13 protein-coding genes, 1 tRNA gene and 2 pseudogenes are annotated in these 15174 nt (G+C 71.2%); 11 read left to right on the forward strand and 5 right to left on the reverse strand.

Annotated elements, in window-relative coordinates; all coding sequences use genetic code 11:
- The 9 genes and pseudogenes from V7793_RS20515 to htpX form a co-directional block, all read left to right on the forward strand.
- Positions 1-543: pseudogene (locus tag V7793_RS20515) on the forward strand (hypothetical protein); the annotation flags it as partial.
- Entirely contained in the window at positions 540-1505 is a 966-nt protein-coding gene (gene nuoH / locus V7793_RS20520) for an NADH-quinone oxidoreductase subunit NuoH (RefSeq protein ID WP_336008581.1), read from the forward strand. The pseudogene V7793_RS20515 and the gene nuoH, both read left to right, overlap by 4 nt.
- A 53-nt stretch (positions 1506-1558) precedes the next feature.
- A complete protein-coding gene (locus V7793_RS20525; RefSeq protein WP_336008598.1) occupies positions 1559-2092 on the forward strand; it encodes a NuoI/complex I 23 kDa subunit family protein in 534 nt (177 codons plus the stop codon).
- A complete protein-coding gene (locus V7793_RS20530; protein ID WP_443057952.1) occupies positions 2089-2670 on the forward strand; it encodes an NADH-quinone oxidoreductase subunit J family protein in 582 nt (193 codons plus the stop codon). The genes V7793_RS20525 and V7793_RS20530 overlap by 4 nt, the downstream gene beginning before the upstream one ends.
- Positions 2670-3041 (forward strand): NADH-quinone oxidoreductase subunit NuoK, encoded by a 372-nt coding sequence (nuoK, locus tag V7793_RS20535; RefSeq protein ID WP_336008583.1) that lies wholly within the window; start codon positions 2670-2672, stop codon positions 3039-3041. Before V7793_RS20530 ends, nuoK begins: the two co-directional genes overlap by 1 nt.
- Positions 3038-5035, forward strand: a complete 1998-nt coding sequence (locus tag V7793_RS20540) for an NADH-quinone oxidoreductase subunit 5 family protein (RefSeq protein WP_336008584.1) — start codon at positions 3038-3040, stop codon at positions 5033-5035. Before nuoK ends, V7793_RS20540 begins: the two co-directional genes overlap by 4 nt.
- 113 nt (positions 5036-5148) lie before the next feature.
- Positions 5149-6723 (forward strand): complex I subunit 4 family protein, encoded by a 1575-nt coding sequence (locus V7793_RS20545; RefSeq protein WP_336008602.1) that lies wholly within the window; start codon positions 5149-5151, stop codon positions 6721-6723.
- Positions 6723-8273 carry an NADH-quinone oxidoreductase subunit N gene (locus tag V7793_RS20550; RefSeq protein ID WP_336008585.1) on the forward strand — a complete coding sequence of 517 codons (1551 nt, stop codon included), beginning with the start codon at positions 6723-6725 and terminating at the stop codon, positions 8271-8273. Before V7793_RS20545 ends, V7793_RS20550 begins: the two co-directional genes overlap by 1 nt.
- 173 nt (positions 8274-8446) lie before the next feature.
- Positions 8447-9304: a zinc metalloprotease HtpX gene (htpX, locus tag V7793_RS20555; protein WP_336008587.1), complete on the forward strand. Its 858-nt coding sequence runs from the start codon at positions 8447-8449 to the stop codon at positions 9302-9304.
- 371 nt (positions 9305-9675) lie between these two features.
- Here htpX and V7793_RS20560 read toward each other — a convergent pair whose 3' ends face one another.
- A complete protein-coding gene (locus V7793_RS20560; RefSeq protein WP_336008590.1) occupies positions 9676-11586 on the reverse strand; it encodes a recombinase family protein in 1911 nt (636 codons plus the stop codon).
- A 441-nt stretch (positions 11587-12027) separates the two neighbouring features.
- Between V7793_RS20560 and V7793_RS20565 the strand changes: the two genes are divergently transcribed.
- On the forward strand, positions 12028-12423 hold the full coding sequence (locus V7793_RS20565; protein ID WP_336008592.1) for a YccF domain-containing protein: 396 nt from the start codon (positions 12028-12030) through the stop codon (positions 12421-12423).
- A 42-nt stretch (positions 12424-12465) separates the two neighbouring features.
- Here V7793_RS20565 and V7793_RS20570 read toward each other — a convergent pair whose 3' ends face one another.
- Together V7793_RS20570 and V7793_RS20575 are read right to left on the reverse strand one after the other, a co-directional pair.
- Positions 12466-13050 (reverse strand): nuclear transport factor 2 family protein, encoded by a 585-nt coding sequence (locus V7793_RS20570; RefSeq protein WP_336008594.1) that lies wholly within the window; start codon positions 13048-13050, stop codon positions 12466-12468.
- Positions 13051-13221: 171 nt separating this feature from the next.
- On the reverse strand, positions 13222-13710 hold the full coding sequence (locus V7793_RS20575) for a YajQ family cyclic di-GMP-binding protein (protein ID WP_058046849.1): 489 nt from the start codon (positions 13708-13710) through the stop codon (positions 13222-13224).
- Between the two features lie 213 nt (positions 13711-13923).
- Here V7793_RS20575 and V7793_RS20580 point away from each other — a divergent pair.
- A tRNA-Tyr gene (locus V7793_RS20580) sits at positions 13924-14005 on the forward strand.
- 102 nt (positions 14006-14107) lie between these two features.
- On the opposite strand, the gene V7793_RS20585 is transcribed toward V7793_RS20580, so the two are convergent.
- Both V7793_RS20585 and V7793_RS20590 read right to left on the reverse strand, forming a co-directional pair.
- Positions 14108-14770 (reverse strand): NAD(P)H-binding protein, encoded by a 663-nt coding sequence (locus tag V7793_RS20585; protein ID WP_336008596.1) that lies wholly within the window; start codon positions 14768-14770, stop codon positions 14108-14110.
- A gap of 67 nt (positions 14771-14837) precedes the next feature.
- Positions 14838-15174: pseudogene (locus V7793_RS20590) on the reverse strand (hydrolase); the annotation flags it as partial.

Here is a 15174-nt window from a genome sequence, read left to right on the forward strand (position 1 = left end):
CAGACGGAGCCTGCGGCTCCGCGGCGCGCGCGCAGTGCATCCGACGGCTCGGCGAGCCAGGCGGAGGCCGGACGCCCCGCCGACACGGCGGAGAAGCCGAGCCCCCGCTCCTCCGACGCCCCCTGGCACCACGCCCGCCCGGCCTTCGAAGAAACCCCGAAGCCCAAGCCCGACCAGCCCCGGCCAACAGCCGAATCCCCCGAGGCCGAGCCCAGCACCCCCTCCCACCGCGACGGCGCCCAGCCGGAGCGACGGGATCCGGCGGTGCCGAGCAGCCCCGCTGACGAGGAGGCCCCCGGCGCAGCCGGGGAGGCCCCGGGCACTCCCGACCCCGACGGCGAGCCGCGCACCTCTTCCCGCCGCGACGGCGCCCAGCCCGAGCACCGGGACCCGGCGGTGCCGAGCAGCCCCGCTGACGAGGAGGCCCCCGGCGCAGCCGGGACCGCCGGGACCGCCGAGGCCCCCGAGCCCGGCGCAGCCGGACGCGGCCGAGACGGTGAGCCCGAGAACGACACGAACCCCGCCGGAGGCGACCCCGCATGAGCGACACACTCGACGTCGTCCTGCGCCTCCTCGCCGTCTTCGTCGCCTTCCTCGTGCTGCCCCTGGTCGTCGGCCAGGCCGAGCACAAGGTGATGGCGCACATGCAGGGCCGCCTCGGCCCGATGTACGCCGGTGGTTTCCACGGCTGGGCCCAGCTTGTCGCGGACGGCGTGAAGTTCGCGCAGAAGGAGGACATCGTCCCCGCGGGCGCGGACCGGCGGATCTTCCAGCTGGCGCCGGCCGTCGCCCTCCTGCCGTACCTGCTGGTCCTGCTGGCGATCCCGGTCGGGCCGGGCAACGCCGTGGGCCAGGCGGTGGACGCGGGCATCTTCTTCGTCCTGGCCGTGATGGGCGTCGGCGTCCTCGGTTCGCTGATGGCGGGCTGGGCGTCCGCGAACAAGTTCTCGCTGCTGGGCGGCCTGCGCACCGCGGGCCAGCTGATGGCGTACGAGCTGCCGATGCTGCTGACCGCGGCGAGCGTCGCCATGGCGGCGGGCACGGTCTCGCTGTCCGGGATCGTGGACGCCTTCCAGTGGTGGTGGGTGCCGTGGCAGATCGTCGGCGCGGTGGTCTTCTTCGTGGCGGGCCTGGCCGAGCTGCAGCGTCCGCCGTTCGACATGCCGGTGGCCGACTCCGAGATCATCTTCGGCGCGTACACCGAGTACACGGGCCTGCGCTTCGCACTGTTCCTGCTGTCGGAGTACGCGGGCATCGTCGTCCTGTGCGGTCTGACCACGGTCCTGTTCCTCGGCGGCTGGCACGGCCCGTTCGGCGGCGACGGCATGGGCTGGGTCTGGACGCTGCTCAAGGCGGCCGTCCTGGCCTTCGTCGTGATCTGGCTGCGGGTGACCTATCCGCGCCTGCGCGAGGACCAGCTGCAGAAGCTGGCCTGGACCGTCCTCATCCCCCTCGCCCTGGCGCAGATCGCGCTGACGGGTGTCGTCAAGGTGGTGACCCAGTAGTGGGCCTTCCCGGTTCCGGCCTCGCCAAGGGCCTGGCCGTCACGCTCCGCACGATGACGCGCCGCGCGCACACCGCGCAGTACCCGGACGTGCAGCCCGAGCTCCCGCCGCGCACCCGCGGCGTGATCGGGCTGTTCGAGGAGAACTGCACGGTCTGCATGCTGTGCGCCCGGGAGTGCCCGGACTGGTGCATCTACATCGACTCCCACAAGGAGACGGTGCCCCCGGCCGCCCCGGGCGGCCGCGAGCGCAGCCGCAACGTCCTCGACCGCTTCGCGATCGACTTCTCGCTGTGCATGTACTGCGGCATCTGCATCGAGGTGTGTCCCTTCGACGCGCTGTTCTGGTCGCCGGAGTTCGAGTACGCCGAGACCGACATCCAGGACCTCGTCCACGAGCGCGACAAGCTCCGCGAGTGGATGTGGACCGTGCCGGAGCCGCCCGCGCTGGACCCGGCGGCCGAGGAGCCGAAGGAGCTCGCGGCGGCCCGCAAGACGGCGGAGAAGCTGGCCGCGCAGGCGGAGCAGGAACGGCAGGACCAGGAGAAGCAGGCGCAGGAGCAGCAGGAGAAGGAGGGAGACGCATGACCGGGACCGGCGCGATGACACTCGCCGCGAGTACGGACGCGCACGGCTTCCTCTCCCCGGCCGGCGTCGAGATCGTCTTCCTCCTCGTCGGCCTCGTCACCCTCGGCGCGGCCGTCGTCACCGTCACCACCAAGCAGCTCGTGCACGCCGCGCTGTGGCTGGTGGTCGCCCTCGGCGGGCTGGCCGTGGAGTACCTGCTGCTGACGGCGGAGTTCATCGCCTGGGTGCAGGTCCTGATCTACGTCGGCTCGGTGGTCGTCCTCCTCCTGTTCGGCCTGATGCTCACCAAGGCGCCGATCGGCCGCTCCCCGGACGCCGACTCCGGCAACCGCTGGGTCGCCCTCGGGGTCGCCGTGGCCGCGGCCGCCGCCCTGGTGTGGGTGGTCGCCGACGCCTTCCGCACGACCTGGATCGGCCTGGACGGCGACGCCCCCCAGGGCACGACGAAGGTCTCGGGCGAGATCCTCTTCCGGCACTGGGTCCTGCCCTTCGAGGCCCTGTCCGTCCTGCTGCTGGCCGCGCTCGTCGGCGCGGTGGTCCTCTCCCGCAAGAAGAGCCGGGAAGGGGAGCAGCGCTGATGCACCTCGTCTACCCGGCCGTCCTGGCCGTCCTCCTCTTCTGCACGGGCCTGTACGGCGTCCTCGCCCGGCGCAACGCGATCCTCGTCCTGATGTCCGTCGAGCTGATGCTCAACGCCGTCAACCTCAACCTCGTCGCGTTCGACGTGTGGCTGCGCGACGAGCTGCACGCCGGCCAGGCGCTGACCCTCTTCACCATCGCCATCGCCGCCGCGGAGATCGGCATCGGCCTGGCGATCGTGCTGCAGGTCCACCGCAACCGCGGCACCTCCGACGTGGACCGCCTGCGCGACCTGCGCGACGACGCTCCCGACACCGGACCCGACACCGATCGCGCAGACCGCGAGGAGAAGGCCGAGGCCGCCGCGTGAGCACCACGACCACCGCCGTTCTCGTCCCCCTGCTGCCCTTCCTCGGCGCCCTTGCGGGCCTGCTGACGGGCCGCCGCGCGCCCGGCTTCGTCCGCCCCCTGGCCGTCCTGCCGACCGCGGCCGCCGCGGTCCTGGCCGTCGTCGTCGCCTGGCGGCAGGGCGGTGGCGAGGCGCTCGACGCCGCCACCCGCCTCACCCCGACCGGCTCCGTGCCGATCGACCTCGCCCTGCACCTCGACGGCTTCGCCGTCCTCGTCGCGGTCCTGGTCGGCGTCGTCGCCACCTGCGTCCAGGCCTACTCGACGGCCTACCTGCGCGACGACCCCCGCTACCCCTCCTACGCCGCCCTCGTCTCCCTGTTCACCGCGGCCATGCTGCTCGTCGTCTACTCCGGCGACCTCATGGTGCTGCTGGTCGGCTGGGAGATCATGGGCATCTGCTCGTACTTCCTGGTCGGGCACTACTGGGAGACCGAGGCCGCCCGCACGGCCTCCCTCAAGGCGTTCCTGGTCACCAAGCTCGGCGACGTCCCCTTCCTGATCGGCATCCTCGCTCTGGCCGCCGACGCCGGGACGTTCCGGATCAACGGCATCCTCACCGCCGTCGCCTCCGGGGGCATCGACCACCCCACGCTGATCGCGCTGCTGCTGCTCGCCGGCGTCGCGGGCAAGTCCGCGCAGTTCCCGCTGCACACGTGGCTGCCCGACGCGATGGCCGGCCCCACGCCGGTCTCCGCGCTGATCCACGCCGCGACGATGGTCGCGGCCGGCGTCTACTTCATCGCCCGCCTCCTCCCGCTGTTCACGGCCTCCGCGGCCGCGCTCGTCGTGCTCGCCGTGATGGCCGCCGTCACGATGGTCGGCTCGGCGCTCGCCGCCCTCGCCCAGGACGACATCAAGCGCGTCCTCGCCTACTCGACCGTGGGCCAGCTCGGCTACATGACCGGCGCCCTCGCCGTCGGCAACCGGAGCGCGGCCGTCTTCCACCTCGTCTCGCACGGCGCGTTCAAGGCGCTCCTGTTCCTCGGCGCCGGCGTGATCATCCACGCCGCCGGCACGAACTCGCTGGCCGCCATGGCCCGCATGGGCGGCCTCGCCAAACGCATCCCCGACGCGTACTGGACGATGACCGTCGCCCTCCTCGCGCTCGCCGCGATCCCCCCGTTCAGCGGCTTCTTCTCCAAGGAGGCCGTCCTCGGCGCGGCCGAGCACGCCGCCGAAGGCGACGCCACGGGCATCCCGGGCGCGGCCGGCTGGCTCGTCCTCACCGCGGGGCTCCTCACGGCGCTCCTCACCGCCGCCTACGCATGCAGGCTGTGGCTGATGGCCTTCCGCGGCAAGGGCGCCGAGGCCCCGGACCACGGCAGGCAGCCCGCCGCCATGAACACCGTCCTGTGGATCCTGTTCCTCCCCACCCTCGGGCTCGGCCTCGCCGCCGGGAAGCTCCCCGACTGGTTCGACGGCGGATCGCTCACCCCGACGCTCACCACCTCCGTCCTCTCCACCGGCTGCGCCCTCGCCGGCGGGATCGTGATGTACGCGGCCTGGCGCCGCACCGCCGCGCTCGCCGCCCGCACCCCCCTCGGTGCCGTCGCCGCCGACCCGGACGCGGCCCCCTACGTCTCCGAGGAGGAGACCATCGCCACCCACGAGGCCGCCTACGGCGACATCGCGGCGGCACCCGACCCGGCCGACCCCGGCCGGGCCCTCCTCGGCCCCCTGCACCGCCACGCCGCATCGGGCTTCCACCTGGACGCCGTGTACTCGGCGCTGTTCGTCCGGCCCACGCGCGCGGCCGCCCGCCTCGCCCAGTTCCTCGACCGCGAGGTCGTCGACGCCTACGTCCGCGGAGCGGGCACGGCACCCCGCCTGCTCGGCGCGGTCGTCCGCCGCGCCCAGACCGGCAACGTGCAGACCTACCTCAGCGCCCTGCTCGCCGGCTCCGTCGTCCTGGCCGTCGCCGCGGTCCTCTTCGCCACGGGCACGGGAGCCTGACCATGCCGCACACCCGCGCGGCGCGATCCTCGCGCCTCCGACCGACACCCCTCGCGGGCAGGCTCGCCGGAGCCGAATCCCTGAGGAGGGCCTGATCCATGAATCACACCGCCATGCAGTACCTCCTCGCTGCCGTTGTCGTTCTCCCCCTCGTCGGCGCCGCCGCCGCCCTGCTGCCGGCCCCGCCCGGCCTCAAGGGCAAGAGCCCCGAGCAGGCCGTGCTCCGCCACGGCGTCACCGTCACCGGTGCCGTCCTCGCGCTGACCGTCGCCCTCGCCGCCGGCTTCGACCACGACAGCCCGGCCCGCATGCAGGCGACCACCGACATCAGCTGGATCCCGGCCCTGAACATCCGGATCCACCTGGGCGTGGACGGCGTCTCGCTCCCCCTCCTCGTCCTGACGGCGCTGCTGACCTTCCTCTGCGCGCTGTACAGCTACTTCAAAATGCCCGCGGGCCCGTCTCCCAGGGCATTCGTCGCGCTGCTCCTCGTCCTCGAGTCCGGCACCCTCGCGACCTTCGCCGTCCTCGACCTGATGCTGTTCTTCCTGGCCTTCGAGATGGTGCTCATCCCGATGTACTTCCTCATCGCCCGCTGGGGCGGCGAGGGCAGGGAGCGCGCCGCCTGGCGCTTCATCCTCTACACGCTGCTCGGCTCCGTCGTGATGCTGCTCGGCCTCCTCCTGGTCGGGATCAAGGGCGGCACGTTCGACATGGTGGCACTCGCCACTGACAACGGGTCCTCGCTCGGCCACACCACGCAGCTCATCGCCGTCCTGGCCATCGGCATCGGACTGGCCGTCAAGGCCCCCATGTGGCCCCTGCACAGCTGGCTGCCCGACGCCCACACCGCCGCCCCGACCGTCGGCTCGGTGCTGCTCGCGGGCGTGCTGCTGAAGATGGGCACGTACGGCTTCGTCCGCATCGTCCTGCCGATCGCCCCCGACGGCGCGCACACCTTCGCGCCGTACCTCGCCGCCTTCGCGGCCGTCGGCATCATCTACGGCTCGCTGGTCTGCCTGGCGCTGGCCCGGTCGGGCGCGAAGGGCGACCTCAAGCGCCTCATCGCGTACTCCTCCGTCGGCCACATGGGCTTCGTCCTGCTCGGCATCGCCACGCTCACCCCCACGGGCGTGAACGGCGCCCTGTTCGCCAACATCGCCCACGGCCTCATCACCGGCCTCCTCTTCTTCCTGGTCGGCGCGGTCAAGGACCGCTACGGCACCAGCGACCTCGACGCCCTCTCCGGCCGCACCGGCGCCGCCCTCTACGGCAAGGCGCCCCGCCTCGGCGGCCTCCTCGCCTTCGCCGCGATCGCCTCCCTCGGCCTGCCCGGCCTCGCCGGCTTCTGGGGCGAGATGCTCGCGATGTTCGGCGCCTTCCGCCCGGCGGAGGGGCTCAGCCGCCCGGCGTTCCTGACGTTCATGGCGCTGGCCGGCCTCGGCACGCTCCTGACGGCCGCCTACATGCTCGTCGTCGTCCGCCGCGTGTGCATGGGCGGCGACGGCGGCAGCACCCGGCCGCAGACCGCCGGCACCGCGGAGGACGCACCCGCCGACGTACGGTCCTACGAGTTCGCCGCCTGGACCCCCCTCGTCGCCCTCACCGTCCTCGCCGGACTCTGGCCCGCGGCCCTCCTCGGCCTCACCGACCCGGCCGTTCAGCAGCTCCTCCGAGGAGGCAACTGATGGGCTCCCTGATCCAGTCCGTCGACTGGCTCGCCATCGCACCGCCCACCGTCACCGCCGTGGTGGCGCTGGCCGTCCTGGTCGCCGACCTCTTCCTCCCCGAGGCCCGCAAGCCGCTCCTCGGCTGGTTCTCCGTCGCCGGACTCCTGCTCGCGGGCGTCTCCCTGCTGCCGCTCCTCGACGGCGACCGGGCCCCCCGCTCGACGTTCTGCCTGACCGGCACCTCCGCCGGCCGCCACGCCTGCAGCTACACCGCGGACGACTTCACGCTCGTCATCCAGCTCCTGGTGCTCGGCGGCGCCCTCCTGACGGCCCTGCTGTCCATGAGCGCCGTCCGCGACGAGGAACTCCCCGAAGGGGAGTTCTGGTTCCTGCTGCTGTCCTCCGCCGCGGGCGCCGCCCTGCTGCCCGCCTCCCGGGACCTGGCGACCCTCGTGGTGGCCCTCGAAGTGGCCTCCCTGCCGGCCTTCGCCCTCGTCGGCCTGCGCCGCGGCGACCGCCGCTCCTCCGAGGCGGCCCTGAAGTTCTTCCTCTCCTCGGTCACCGCGACCGCCGTCACCCTCCTGGGCGTCAGCTTCGTCTACGCGGCCACCGGCACCCTGCACCTCACCGAGATCGCCGCCGAGCTCGGCCACGTCGACCCGCGCCTCGGCACCCTCGCGCAGACCGGCGTCGCCCTCACCCTCGTCGGCTTCGCCTTCAAGACCGCGGCCGCCCCCTTCCACTTCTGGGTGCCCGACACCTACGTGGGCGCGCCGCTGCCCGTCGCCGCCTACCTGTCGGTCATCGGCAAGGCCGTCGGCTTCACCGGCCTGATCCTCGTCGCCGTCGTCGCCTTCCCCGCGTACTCCGGCGTCTGGGGCCCGGCCCTCGCCGTGCTCGCCGCCGTCACCATGACCGCCGGCAACGTCGCCGCGCTGCGCCAGCGCCCGGAGCGCGCCCACAGCGCCGTCCGCCTCCTGGCCTGGTCCTCCGTGGGCCAGGCGGGCTACCTGCTCGTGCCCATCGCCGCCGCCGGCTACGCCGACGACCCCGCGCACGCCATCGGCTCCACCGTCGCGTACGCCCTGATGTACGCCGCCGTGAACCTCGGCGCCTTCGCCGTCGCCGCCCTGGTGGCCCGTACGAGCCCGCGGAACCGGATCACGGACTACCGGGGCCTCTACGCCCGCCGCCCGCTCGCGGCGCTCGCCCTGGGCTTCTTCCTGCTCTGCCTGGCGGGCCTGCCGCCGGGCGTCATCGGCCTCTTCGCCAAGGTCACGGTCTTCACCGCGGCCGTCGACGCGGGCCTGGGCTGGCTGGCGGTCGTCATGGCCCTCAACGTCGTGATCGCCCTGTACTACTACCTGCAGTGGACGGCGGTGCTCTTCCGGCCGGCGGAGGCCGCGGAAGGGGCCGAGGGCGCGGAAGGCGCAGCTGCGGGGGAGCCGGCGCACGTCCGCATCCCCGTGCCGCTCGCAGCCGCCATCGCCCTCACCGCCGTGGCCGGCATCGCCCTGTCGGGCGCCCCGCAGCTGGTCCTGCGCTTCGCCTCGGGGGCGCTCCTCTAGGACCGCGGCGCGCCGGTGTCACCCGTACGGACCGGCGCCGCCCACGTGCACAAGGGAACCAGGGGCCTTCGCCTGGCGTTGACCGGTCAGGAAGGTTCCACTGGAGATTCCACCGCGAGTGGAAGCACGACAGCGCGAAGGGTTCCCCTGCCGCACCACTTGGAGGGCGTACCGTGCACCGCCGGCACAACGGGCTCAGGACCGCAGTCCTTCTCGGGGGGCTGTCCGCACTCATCATCGTCATCGGCAGCCTCTTCGGGCGTACGGGCCTGATCGTCGCCGTCCTGGTGGCGCTCGGCACCAACGCCTACGCCTACTGGAACAGCGACAAGCTGGCCCTGCGGGCCATGCGCGCCCGCCCGGTCAGCGAATTCGAGGCGCCGCAGCTCTACCGCATGGTCCGCGAGCTCTCCACGGCCGCGCGCCAGCCCATGCCCCGGCTGTACATCTCGCCGACCGAGGCCCCCAACGCCTTCGCGACCGGCCGCAACCCCCGCAACGCGGCCGTCTGCTGCACGGACGGCATCCTCCGCCTGCTCGACGAGCGCGAGCTGCGCGGCGTCATCGGTCACGAGCTCAGCCATGTCTACAACCGCGACATCCTCATCTCCTCGGTCGCGGGCGCGCTCGCCTCGGTGGTGATGTTCCTGGTGAACTTCGCCTGGCTGATCCCCTTCGGCAGATCGGACGACGACGAGGGCCCCGGCATCGTCGGCATGATCATGATCATGCTGCTGGGTCCGATCGCGGCGTCCCTCATCCAGCTCGCCGTCAGCCGCTCCCGCGAGTACGAGGCCGACGCCTCCGGCGCCCGGCTCACCGGCGACCCCCTCGCCCTGGCCTCGGCCCTCCGCAAGCTCGAAGCGGGCACGCAGCGGCTGCCCCTGCCGCCCGAGCCCCGCATCGAGACGGCCAGCCACATGATGATCGCGAACCCGTTCCGCGCGGGCGGCGGCATGACCAAGCTGTTCTCCACCCACCCGCCGATGGGGGAGCGCATCGCCCGCCTGGAGCAGATGGCGGGCCGCTAGCGGGCGCTCACGGGCGGCGTATGCCGGGAAATTGCCGGTAAGAAGGAATCCATGCCAAAACCCCGGCCCCGGAGCGGCATCAGGCCCCCGGCCTGTGGAAACCGCCCCCTCGCCCTCCCAGCCGGAATGGCCAACAGCGGGTTTCCGTAAGCGAGTTACGCCTGGCCATGCTGCGGGCGACTCAACGGCCAGGGCATCGCGGGCGAGCAGGTCACCTTCGTCGTCACGACCACGCGCCAGGAGATCGCCACCGCCGTCACGGACGACAACGGAGAGTCGCCGGCGCCGGGTCACCACCGTCACCTTGGGTCGCCGATCCGCCGGGCGTGGCAACCGTCGGTAGCCGCCGCTGCGTCCCAGCATCCTGATCGTCACGACCCCCTTCGGGATGGTTCCTCGGGGAGCAGCATTACGCGCGGATCGAACCGGCCTTCAACTCGCATAGGCGGCAGCATGTCAACCGTTGGTAGTGGGACGCGAGTGATATCAACCAGGGCCTCGTTGACCCGAGCCCAAGTGCCGTCCTTCACCCACCTGCTGAAGTACACCGAGGCAGTCCTAGGCGATCCGTACTCCTCCGGCAGGGCGGACCAGGAAATGCCGGACCGTGCCTTGTAGAGAAGAGCGTTCACGCAGCGCCGCACCGCAGCCCGCTTCCCCTTGCGCTCCGGCGGCAGCAGAGGCGCAATCTGCGCCCACTCCGCGTCCGACAAGTCGGCGGCCGGGACATCCAGGCCGGCTGAGCGGTACCAAGCCTGCACGGTGCACGGCACGCCACCTGTCCTTACGGGCACCGGCCCTTCGAAGACGACCTTGAGGTCGAGAAGGCTGATGATCTCGGCTTGATCTTCAGGCTTCATCTCGGCCAGCTCGCGGCGGGCCCGCTGAGCGAGCTGCTGCAGCGACTTGGCTCGCTCGTCCGCTTCTTCCTTCTCCACCAGCCAGGCCGCGGCGTCCTCGCGCATTTCCTTGAGCTGGGCCAGCTCTCCATTCAATGTCGCAGTCGCTTCAGTAATGGCACTCGCGATATCCCCGGGATCCGCGCCATCGTCGGCGCGTTGCTTCGCCGTGGCGACGATTATTGCGGAGATCGCCGAGTTCATGGATGCGATCTGCTTGTCGAGTTCTGCGATCCGCTCGGTGTGAGCGGTCTGGTCGTCGGCCGCCATGCCTGCCCATTCGGCGGCCAGCTCTTCGAGCCTGTCGGAGTTGCCCAGCAGCTTGACGGCCTCTGACCAGACACGGCGCTCAACCAACGGGGCCTCGACGTAAGAGCAGCCGCAAACCTCTGCGCCGGGGACTGCTTCCTTCTTCCCGTTGCACCGGTAGAACCGGTCGCATCCCTGGACGGCCTCACGGCTGATCCCGGTGTAGGGGGCGCTGCAGATACCGATGATGCGACCGGTGAGCGGGTAGAACGCGCGGTTGGGGGAGCGCCTCCGGTAGCCGCGCACAGTCTTGTGCAGCGCACTCGCTTCCTCGGGCGTCAGGATGCGAGGCAGCTGGATCCTCACGGCCTCTCCCCAGATGGGGTTGCCGTCGGCGTCCTTCTTTGCGTGTTCGCCGCGGAATACGAGTTCGCCGTTGAGAATGGGGCCTGAAAGGATTCGATCCCGCAGATTCCGATAGGTCCACAGTTTTCCGGACCTGGTTGTGGATTTCTTTGCGGTCAGCCGGATGGCTGCATCGCGGAAGCTGGCCCCCTGCTCAACGACCCAGGTGTAAACGAGTCGGACTACCTCGGCTTCCGCTTCGTCGATGACCAGGCGAGAGAGGCCCAGCTTCCCCTGATCTTGGATGCGGTACCCGAAGGGTGGCCGTCCCCCAATGTGGGGAGTTCCTTCCTCCTCCGCCTTCTCTTGTAGGCCGCCTTGTGTCCGACTGCGGATGGTTTCCCATTCGGTCTCGGCGTAGTCGGCCTGCCGCCGCATCTCGCGACGGCCCTCGGGGGTGGTGTTGTCCACGTCGCCGTCCACGATGGCGACGTGGATGCCGAGGTCTTCCAGGGCCCAGACCCAGCGCCAGAAGGCACGACCGACGCGGCCGATGCCCCGGCCTTCCGGCACCACGACGACGTCGAACTGATCGTTTCGGGCATCCTTCATCAGCCGGATCAGATCCGGGCGGTCCTGCATCTCCAGGCTGCCGCTGATGCCTTCGTCGGCGTACGTCTCGACGTGGTTCCAACCCTTGCGGCCGATGTGGCGACTCGTCTTCTTGCCCTGGCTGGCTACGCCAAAGCCCTTCTTCTGCTCCTCGGTCGAGACACGCAGGTAGTCCACGGCTCGCAGGACGCGGCCTGCCGCTGAGCGTGAAGCTACGTCGATCGAGCTTCGTAAGGTTGTGCTTCTATTGGCCATGTCGACTCCACGTCAGTCGGCCGGCCCTGGGGCGGTGGCAGCCGCAGCCGGGGCCGTTTTGTTTGGAAAGAACCTATCGGGATGTCATCCAACTTGTGGGCTTTTAGAGAAAGTTGAGATATATCGTTCCTGTTTTTCAATAGGATACGGAGAAGTCGGGCGCGTTCATGCACAGCCGTCGGATCCGGCGGAACGCAGGGCGGGCGGCAGGGCCGGCGAGAGGCGCCGTCTGCCGGCCCGAGTGCCAAGCCGTGAGCAGGTCGCCGTCACCTTGGGTTGCCGATATGCGGGTTCTGGCAACCGTCGGTAGCCGCCTGGGCGTCCCAGTCGCTAGAGGGCAGGACGAGTGGGAGGCTGTGTTTTATGAAGTTCATCCTGAACATCATCTGGTTGGTGCTCTGTGGCTTCTGGATGGCAGTCGGGTATGTTGTTGCGGCTCTGATCTGCTTTGTCTTGATCATCACCATTCCGTTCGGTATCGCCTCGCTGCGTATCGCGGGCTATGCCCTGTGGCCGTTCGGCCGGACGACCGTCGAGCGGCGGGATGCCGGTGCGGGGTCGCTGATCGGGAACGTGATCTGGTTCGTCTTCGCCGGATGGTGGCTGGCGCTGGGGCACATCGTCACGGGCATCGCTCTGTGCATCACCATCATCGGGATCCCGCTGGGCATCGCGAACTTCAAGCTGATCCCGGTCTCGCTGATGCCCCTGGGCCGCGAGATCGTCCCGACGGACCAGGCGTTCGCCGGCCGCTGGTAAGCCGCGGCCGGCTGTCGCCGTCGGCTGTCGCCGGAGCCGCTCTCACAGCGACCGCAGGGTCTCCTCGGCCTTCGGGGTCAGGACGAGGGGGCCCTGTCCGTTCACCCACACCGCGCGGATGTCCAGGTGCCGGAAGCGCCACCCCTCGGGGGTGCGCACGGCCTCGCCGGTGAAGGTGCCGCCCACGGTGAAGTGGTCCCCGGGGCCGGTGCCGCGGGCCTCGTGGGTGGAGGCCAAGTGCACATGCGTCATCAGGGCGTTCCAGCGCACCGTGGCGCGGTCGCCGTCGAGGCCGATCATGTAGTTGGCGCCCATGTGCTGCGTGCGCTCGAACTTCGCCAGGGCGGCCTGCTCGGACCCGGCCAGCCCGTCGATGCCCTCGTGCGCCCCGACGGGCGAGACGATGCGTATGTCCGGGGTGAACAGGCTCCGGGCCCAGGCATCGTCGAACCGGCCGCCGCCGGCGGGCACGGTGTCGAGGCTGAGCAGGTAGCGGTCGATGAGCCCGGTGATGTCGGCGCGGTCGGCGAGGACGCCGACGCGGGCCTGAAGGGCGGCGAATTCCCGGGCGCCGACCGTTTCCTGCGTGCCGACGGTTTCCTGCGTGCCCTGCGTGCTGACGGTCATGGCGCTGCGCTCCGTAGATCGGTGACGGCCCCGCTCCCCGGTGGAGCGGCCGTTCACCGAAAACCTAGAAGCTCGACATAACTTGAGGTCAAGGCCGGGAACGCCGAAGGCGCGCCGGAGGGATCCCCTCCGGCGCGCCTTCGGATGCGACTGCCGCCGACTACCGCCGTATTACCGGTAGTTGACGAACTGGATCGCGAAGTCCAGGTCCTTGCCCTTGAGGAGGGCCTGGACGGCCTGGAGGTCGTCACGGCTCTTGGAGCTGACGCGCAGCTCGTCGCCCTGGACCTGCGCCTTGACGCCCTTCGGGCCCTCGTCGCGAATGATCTTGGCGACCTTCTTCGCGTTCTCCTGCGAGATCCCCTCCTCGATCGAGGCGAAGATCTTGTACTCCTTGCCGGAGGCCTGCGGCTCGCCCGCGTCGAGCGACTTCAGCGAGATCCCGCGCTTGACCAGCTTGGTCTCGAAGATGTCGAGGACGGCCTTGACCCGCTCCTCGGCATTGGCGCGCATCTCGATCTTGTCGCCGGACCATGCGATCGAGGCGCCGACGCCCTTGAAGTCGTAACGCTGGGAGATCTCCTTGGCGGCCTGGTTGAGGGCGTTGTCGACCTCCTGCCGCTCGACCTTCGAGACGATGTCGAAACTGGAGTCGGCCATATTGAGTTGGCTCCTCGTACGTAGATCCATCGGGGGGTGCGGCTCGGTGCTCCACCGGCCCGGGGGCCGGTGGAGGAGCGCCCCGTCAGCCTAGCCACCCCGGGCCCGTTCGCACGGGCGATGAACCGAGTGGCGGACCACCCCAGGTCATCGGGTATGGTTTACGTCGTTGCCCCGGAGCGAATCGAAAGAGCGCCCGAGGTGACAGCCCATGGCGGTGTGCCCGAGTGGCCAATGGGAGCGGACTGTAAATCCGTCGGCTTAGCCTACCCAGGTTCGAATCCTGGCGCCGCCACGGAACGGGGCCCCTGACCTGAAAAGGTCGGGGGCTTCTTTCGTTTCCGGGCCGGTTCCCGGCGGCCCGCCCCGGCCTCCGGCGGCCCGCCCGGGCCCGCCGTCAGCCGCTCGCCGCCGCCTTCACCGCATCCGCCACCGGCGTGTCGCCGCCGATCAGCTCCAGCGTCCGCCCCGCCGTGCCCGGCTCGTCCAGCAGCGCCGCGAGGACCGCCGCGACGTCGTCCCGGGTCACCTCGGCCCGGCCCGTGGACTCCCCGAGCGTCACCAGCCCCGTGCCGGCGTCGTCCGTGAGCCGTCCGGGCCGCAGGATCGTCCAGTCCAGGGCGGCTCTCGCCCGTACGTCCGCGTCCGCCGCGCCCTTCGCGCGCAGGTACGCGGCGAAGACCGGATCGGTGCCCTCCGGGGGCTCGCGGTCGGCGCCCATGGAGGAGACCAGGAGGAAGCGGCGGACCCCCGCCGCCTCGGCCGCGTCCGCGAAGAGGGCGGCCGCGGCGCGGTCCACGGAGTCCTTGCGGGCGGTGCCGCTGCCCGGCCCCGCACCGGCCGCGAAGACGGCGGCGTCGGCGGACTCCAGGTGCCGCACCAGGTCTCCCACGGAGGCCGACTCCAGGTCGCACACGACCGGTTCGGCACCGGCCGCCAGGAGGGCGCCGGCCTGCTCGGGCCTGCGGATGATGCCCGCGATCTCGTCCCCGCGCGCGTGGAGCAGCCTCTCCAGCCGCAGCGCGATCTGACCATGTCCACCAGCGATGACAATGCGCATGATCCGACCGTACGCCGATCACCGGAATCCGACAGAGGGCCTCGCCGGACCCGCCCGGGCCCCCGGGTCAGGACGGCTCCCCGCCGCCGCGCGAGGACTGCCGGGGCAGCTCCAGGGCCGCGGCGGCCGACCCGTCGCAGTACTCCCGCACGGCGCTCGTACGGGCCACCACGCGGCCCTTGTGCACCACGAGGCGGCTGTACGCCATCGAGAGCACGCCCTCGACGCCCTCGCCGCGGACGGCCAGCAGCTCGGCCGGGAAGCCCGCCTCCACTCGCACCCGCGGCAGCCCCATGGCCGCCCGCGCCCACCCGCTGACCGCCTCGTACGCCTCCTCGGGCCGCAGCTCGCCGTGCGAGGCCAGCAGGAACGCGGCCTCCAGGGGATCGCCGCGCCCGACCGGA

This window comes from Streptomyces sp. KLMMK (assembly GCF_036961605.1).
Taxonomy (GTDB): Bacteria; Actinomycetota; Actinomycetes; order Streptomycetales; family Streptomycetaceae; genus Streptomyces; species Streptomyces telluris.

What these genes read in the sequence shown, in the direction of transcription:
- nuoH (WP_336008581.1), top strand. Translation starts at nt 540, where the DNA reads ATGAGCGACACACTCGACGTCGTCCTGCGCCTCCTCGCCGTCTTCGTC.
- V7793_RS20525 (WP_336008598.1), top strand. Translation starts at nt 1,559, where the DNA reads ATGACGCGCCGCGCGCACACCGCGCAGTACCCGGACGTGCAGCCCGAG.
- V7793_RS20530 (WP_443057952.1), top strand. Translation starts at nt 2,089, where the DNA reads ATGACCGGGACCGGCGCGATGACACTCGCCGCGAGTACGGACGCGCAC.
- nuoK (WP_336008583.1), top strand. Translation starts at nt 2,670, where the DNA reads ATGCACCTCGTCTACCCGGCCGTCCTGGCCGTCCTCCTCTTCTGCACG.
- V7793_RS20545 (WP_336008602.1), top strand. Translation starts at nt 5,149, where the DNA reads ATGCAGTACCTCCTCGCTGCCGTTGTCGTTCTCCCCCTCGTCGGCGCC.
- V7793_RS20550 (WP_336008585.1), top strand. Translation starts at nt 6,723, where the DNA reads ATGGGCTCCCTGATCCAGTCCGTCGACTGGCTCGCCATCGCACCGCCC.
- V7793_RS20565 (WP_336008592.1), top strand. Translation starts at nt 12,028, where the DNA reads ATGAAGTTCATCCTGAACATCATCTGGTTGGTGCTCTGTGGCTTCTGG.
- V7793_RS20570 (WP_336008594.1), bottom strand. Translation starts at nt 13,050, where the DNA reads ATGACCGTCAGCACGCAGGGCACGCAGGAAACCGTCGGCACGCAGGAA.
- V7793_RS20575 (WP_058046849.1), bottom strand. Translation starts at nt 13,710, where the DNA reads ATGGCCGACTCCAGTTTCGACATCGTCTCGAAGGTCGAGCGGCAGGAG.
- V7793_RS20585 (WP_336008596.1), bottom strand. Translation starts at nt 14,770, where the DNA reads ATGCGCATTGTCATCGCTGGTGGACATGGTCAGATCGCGCTGCGGCTG.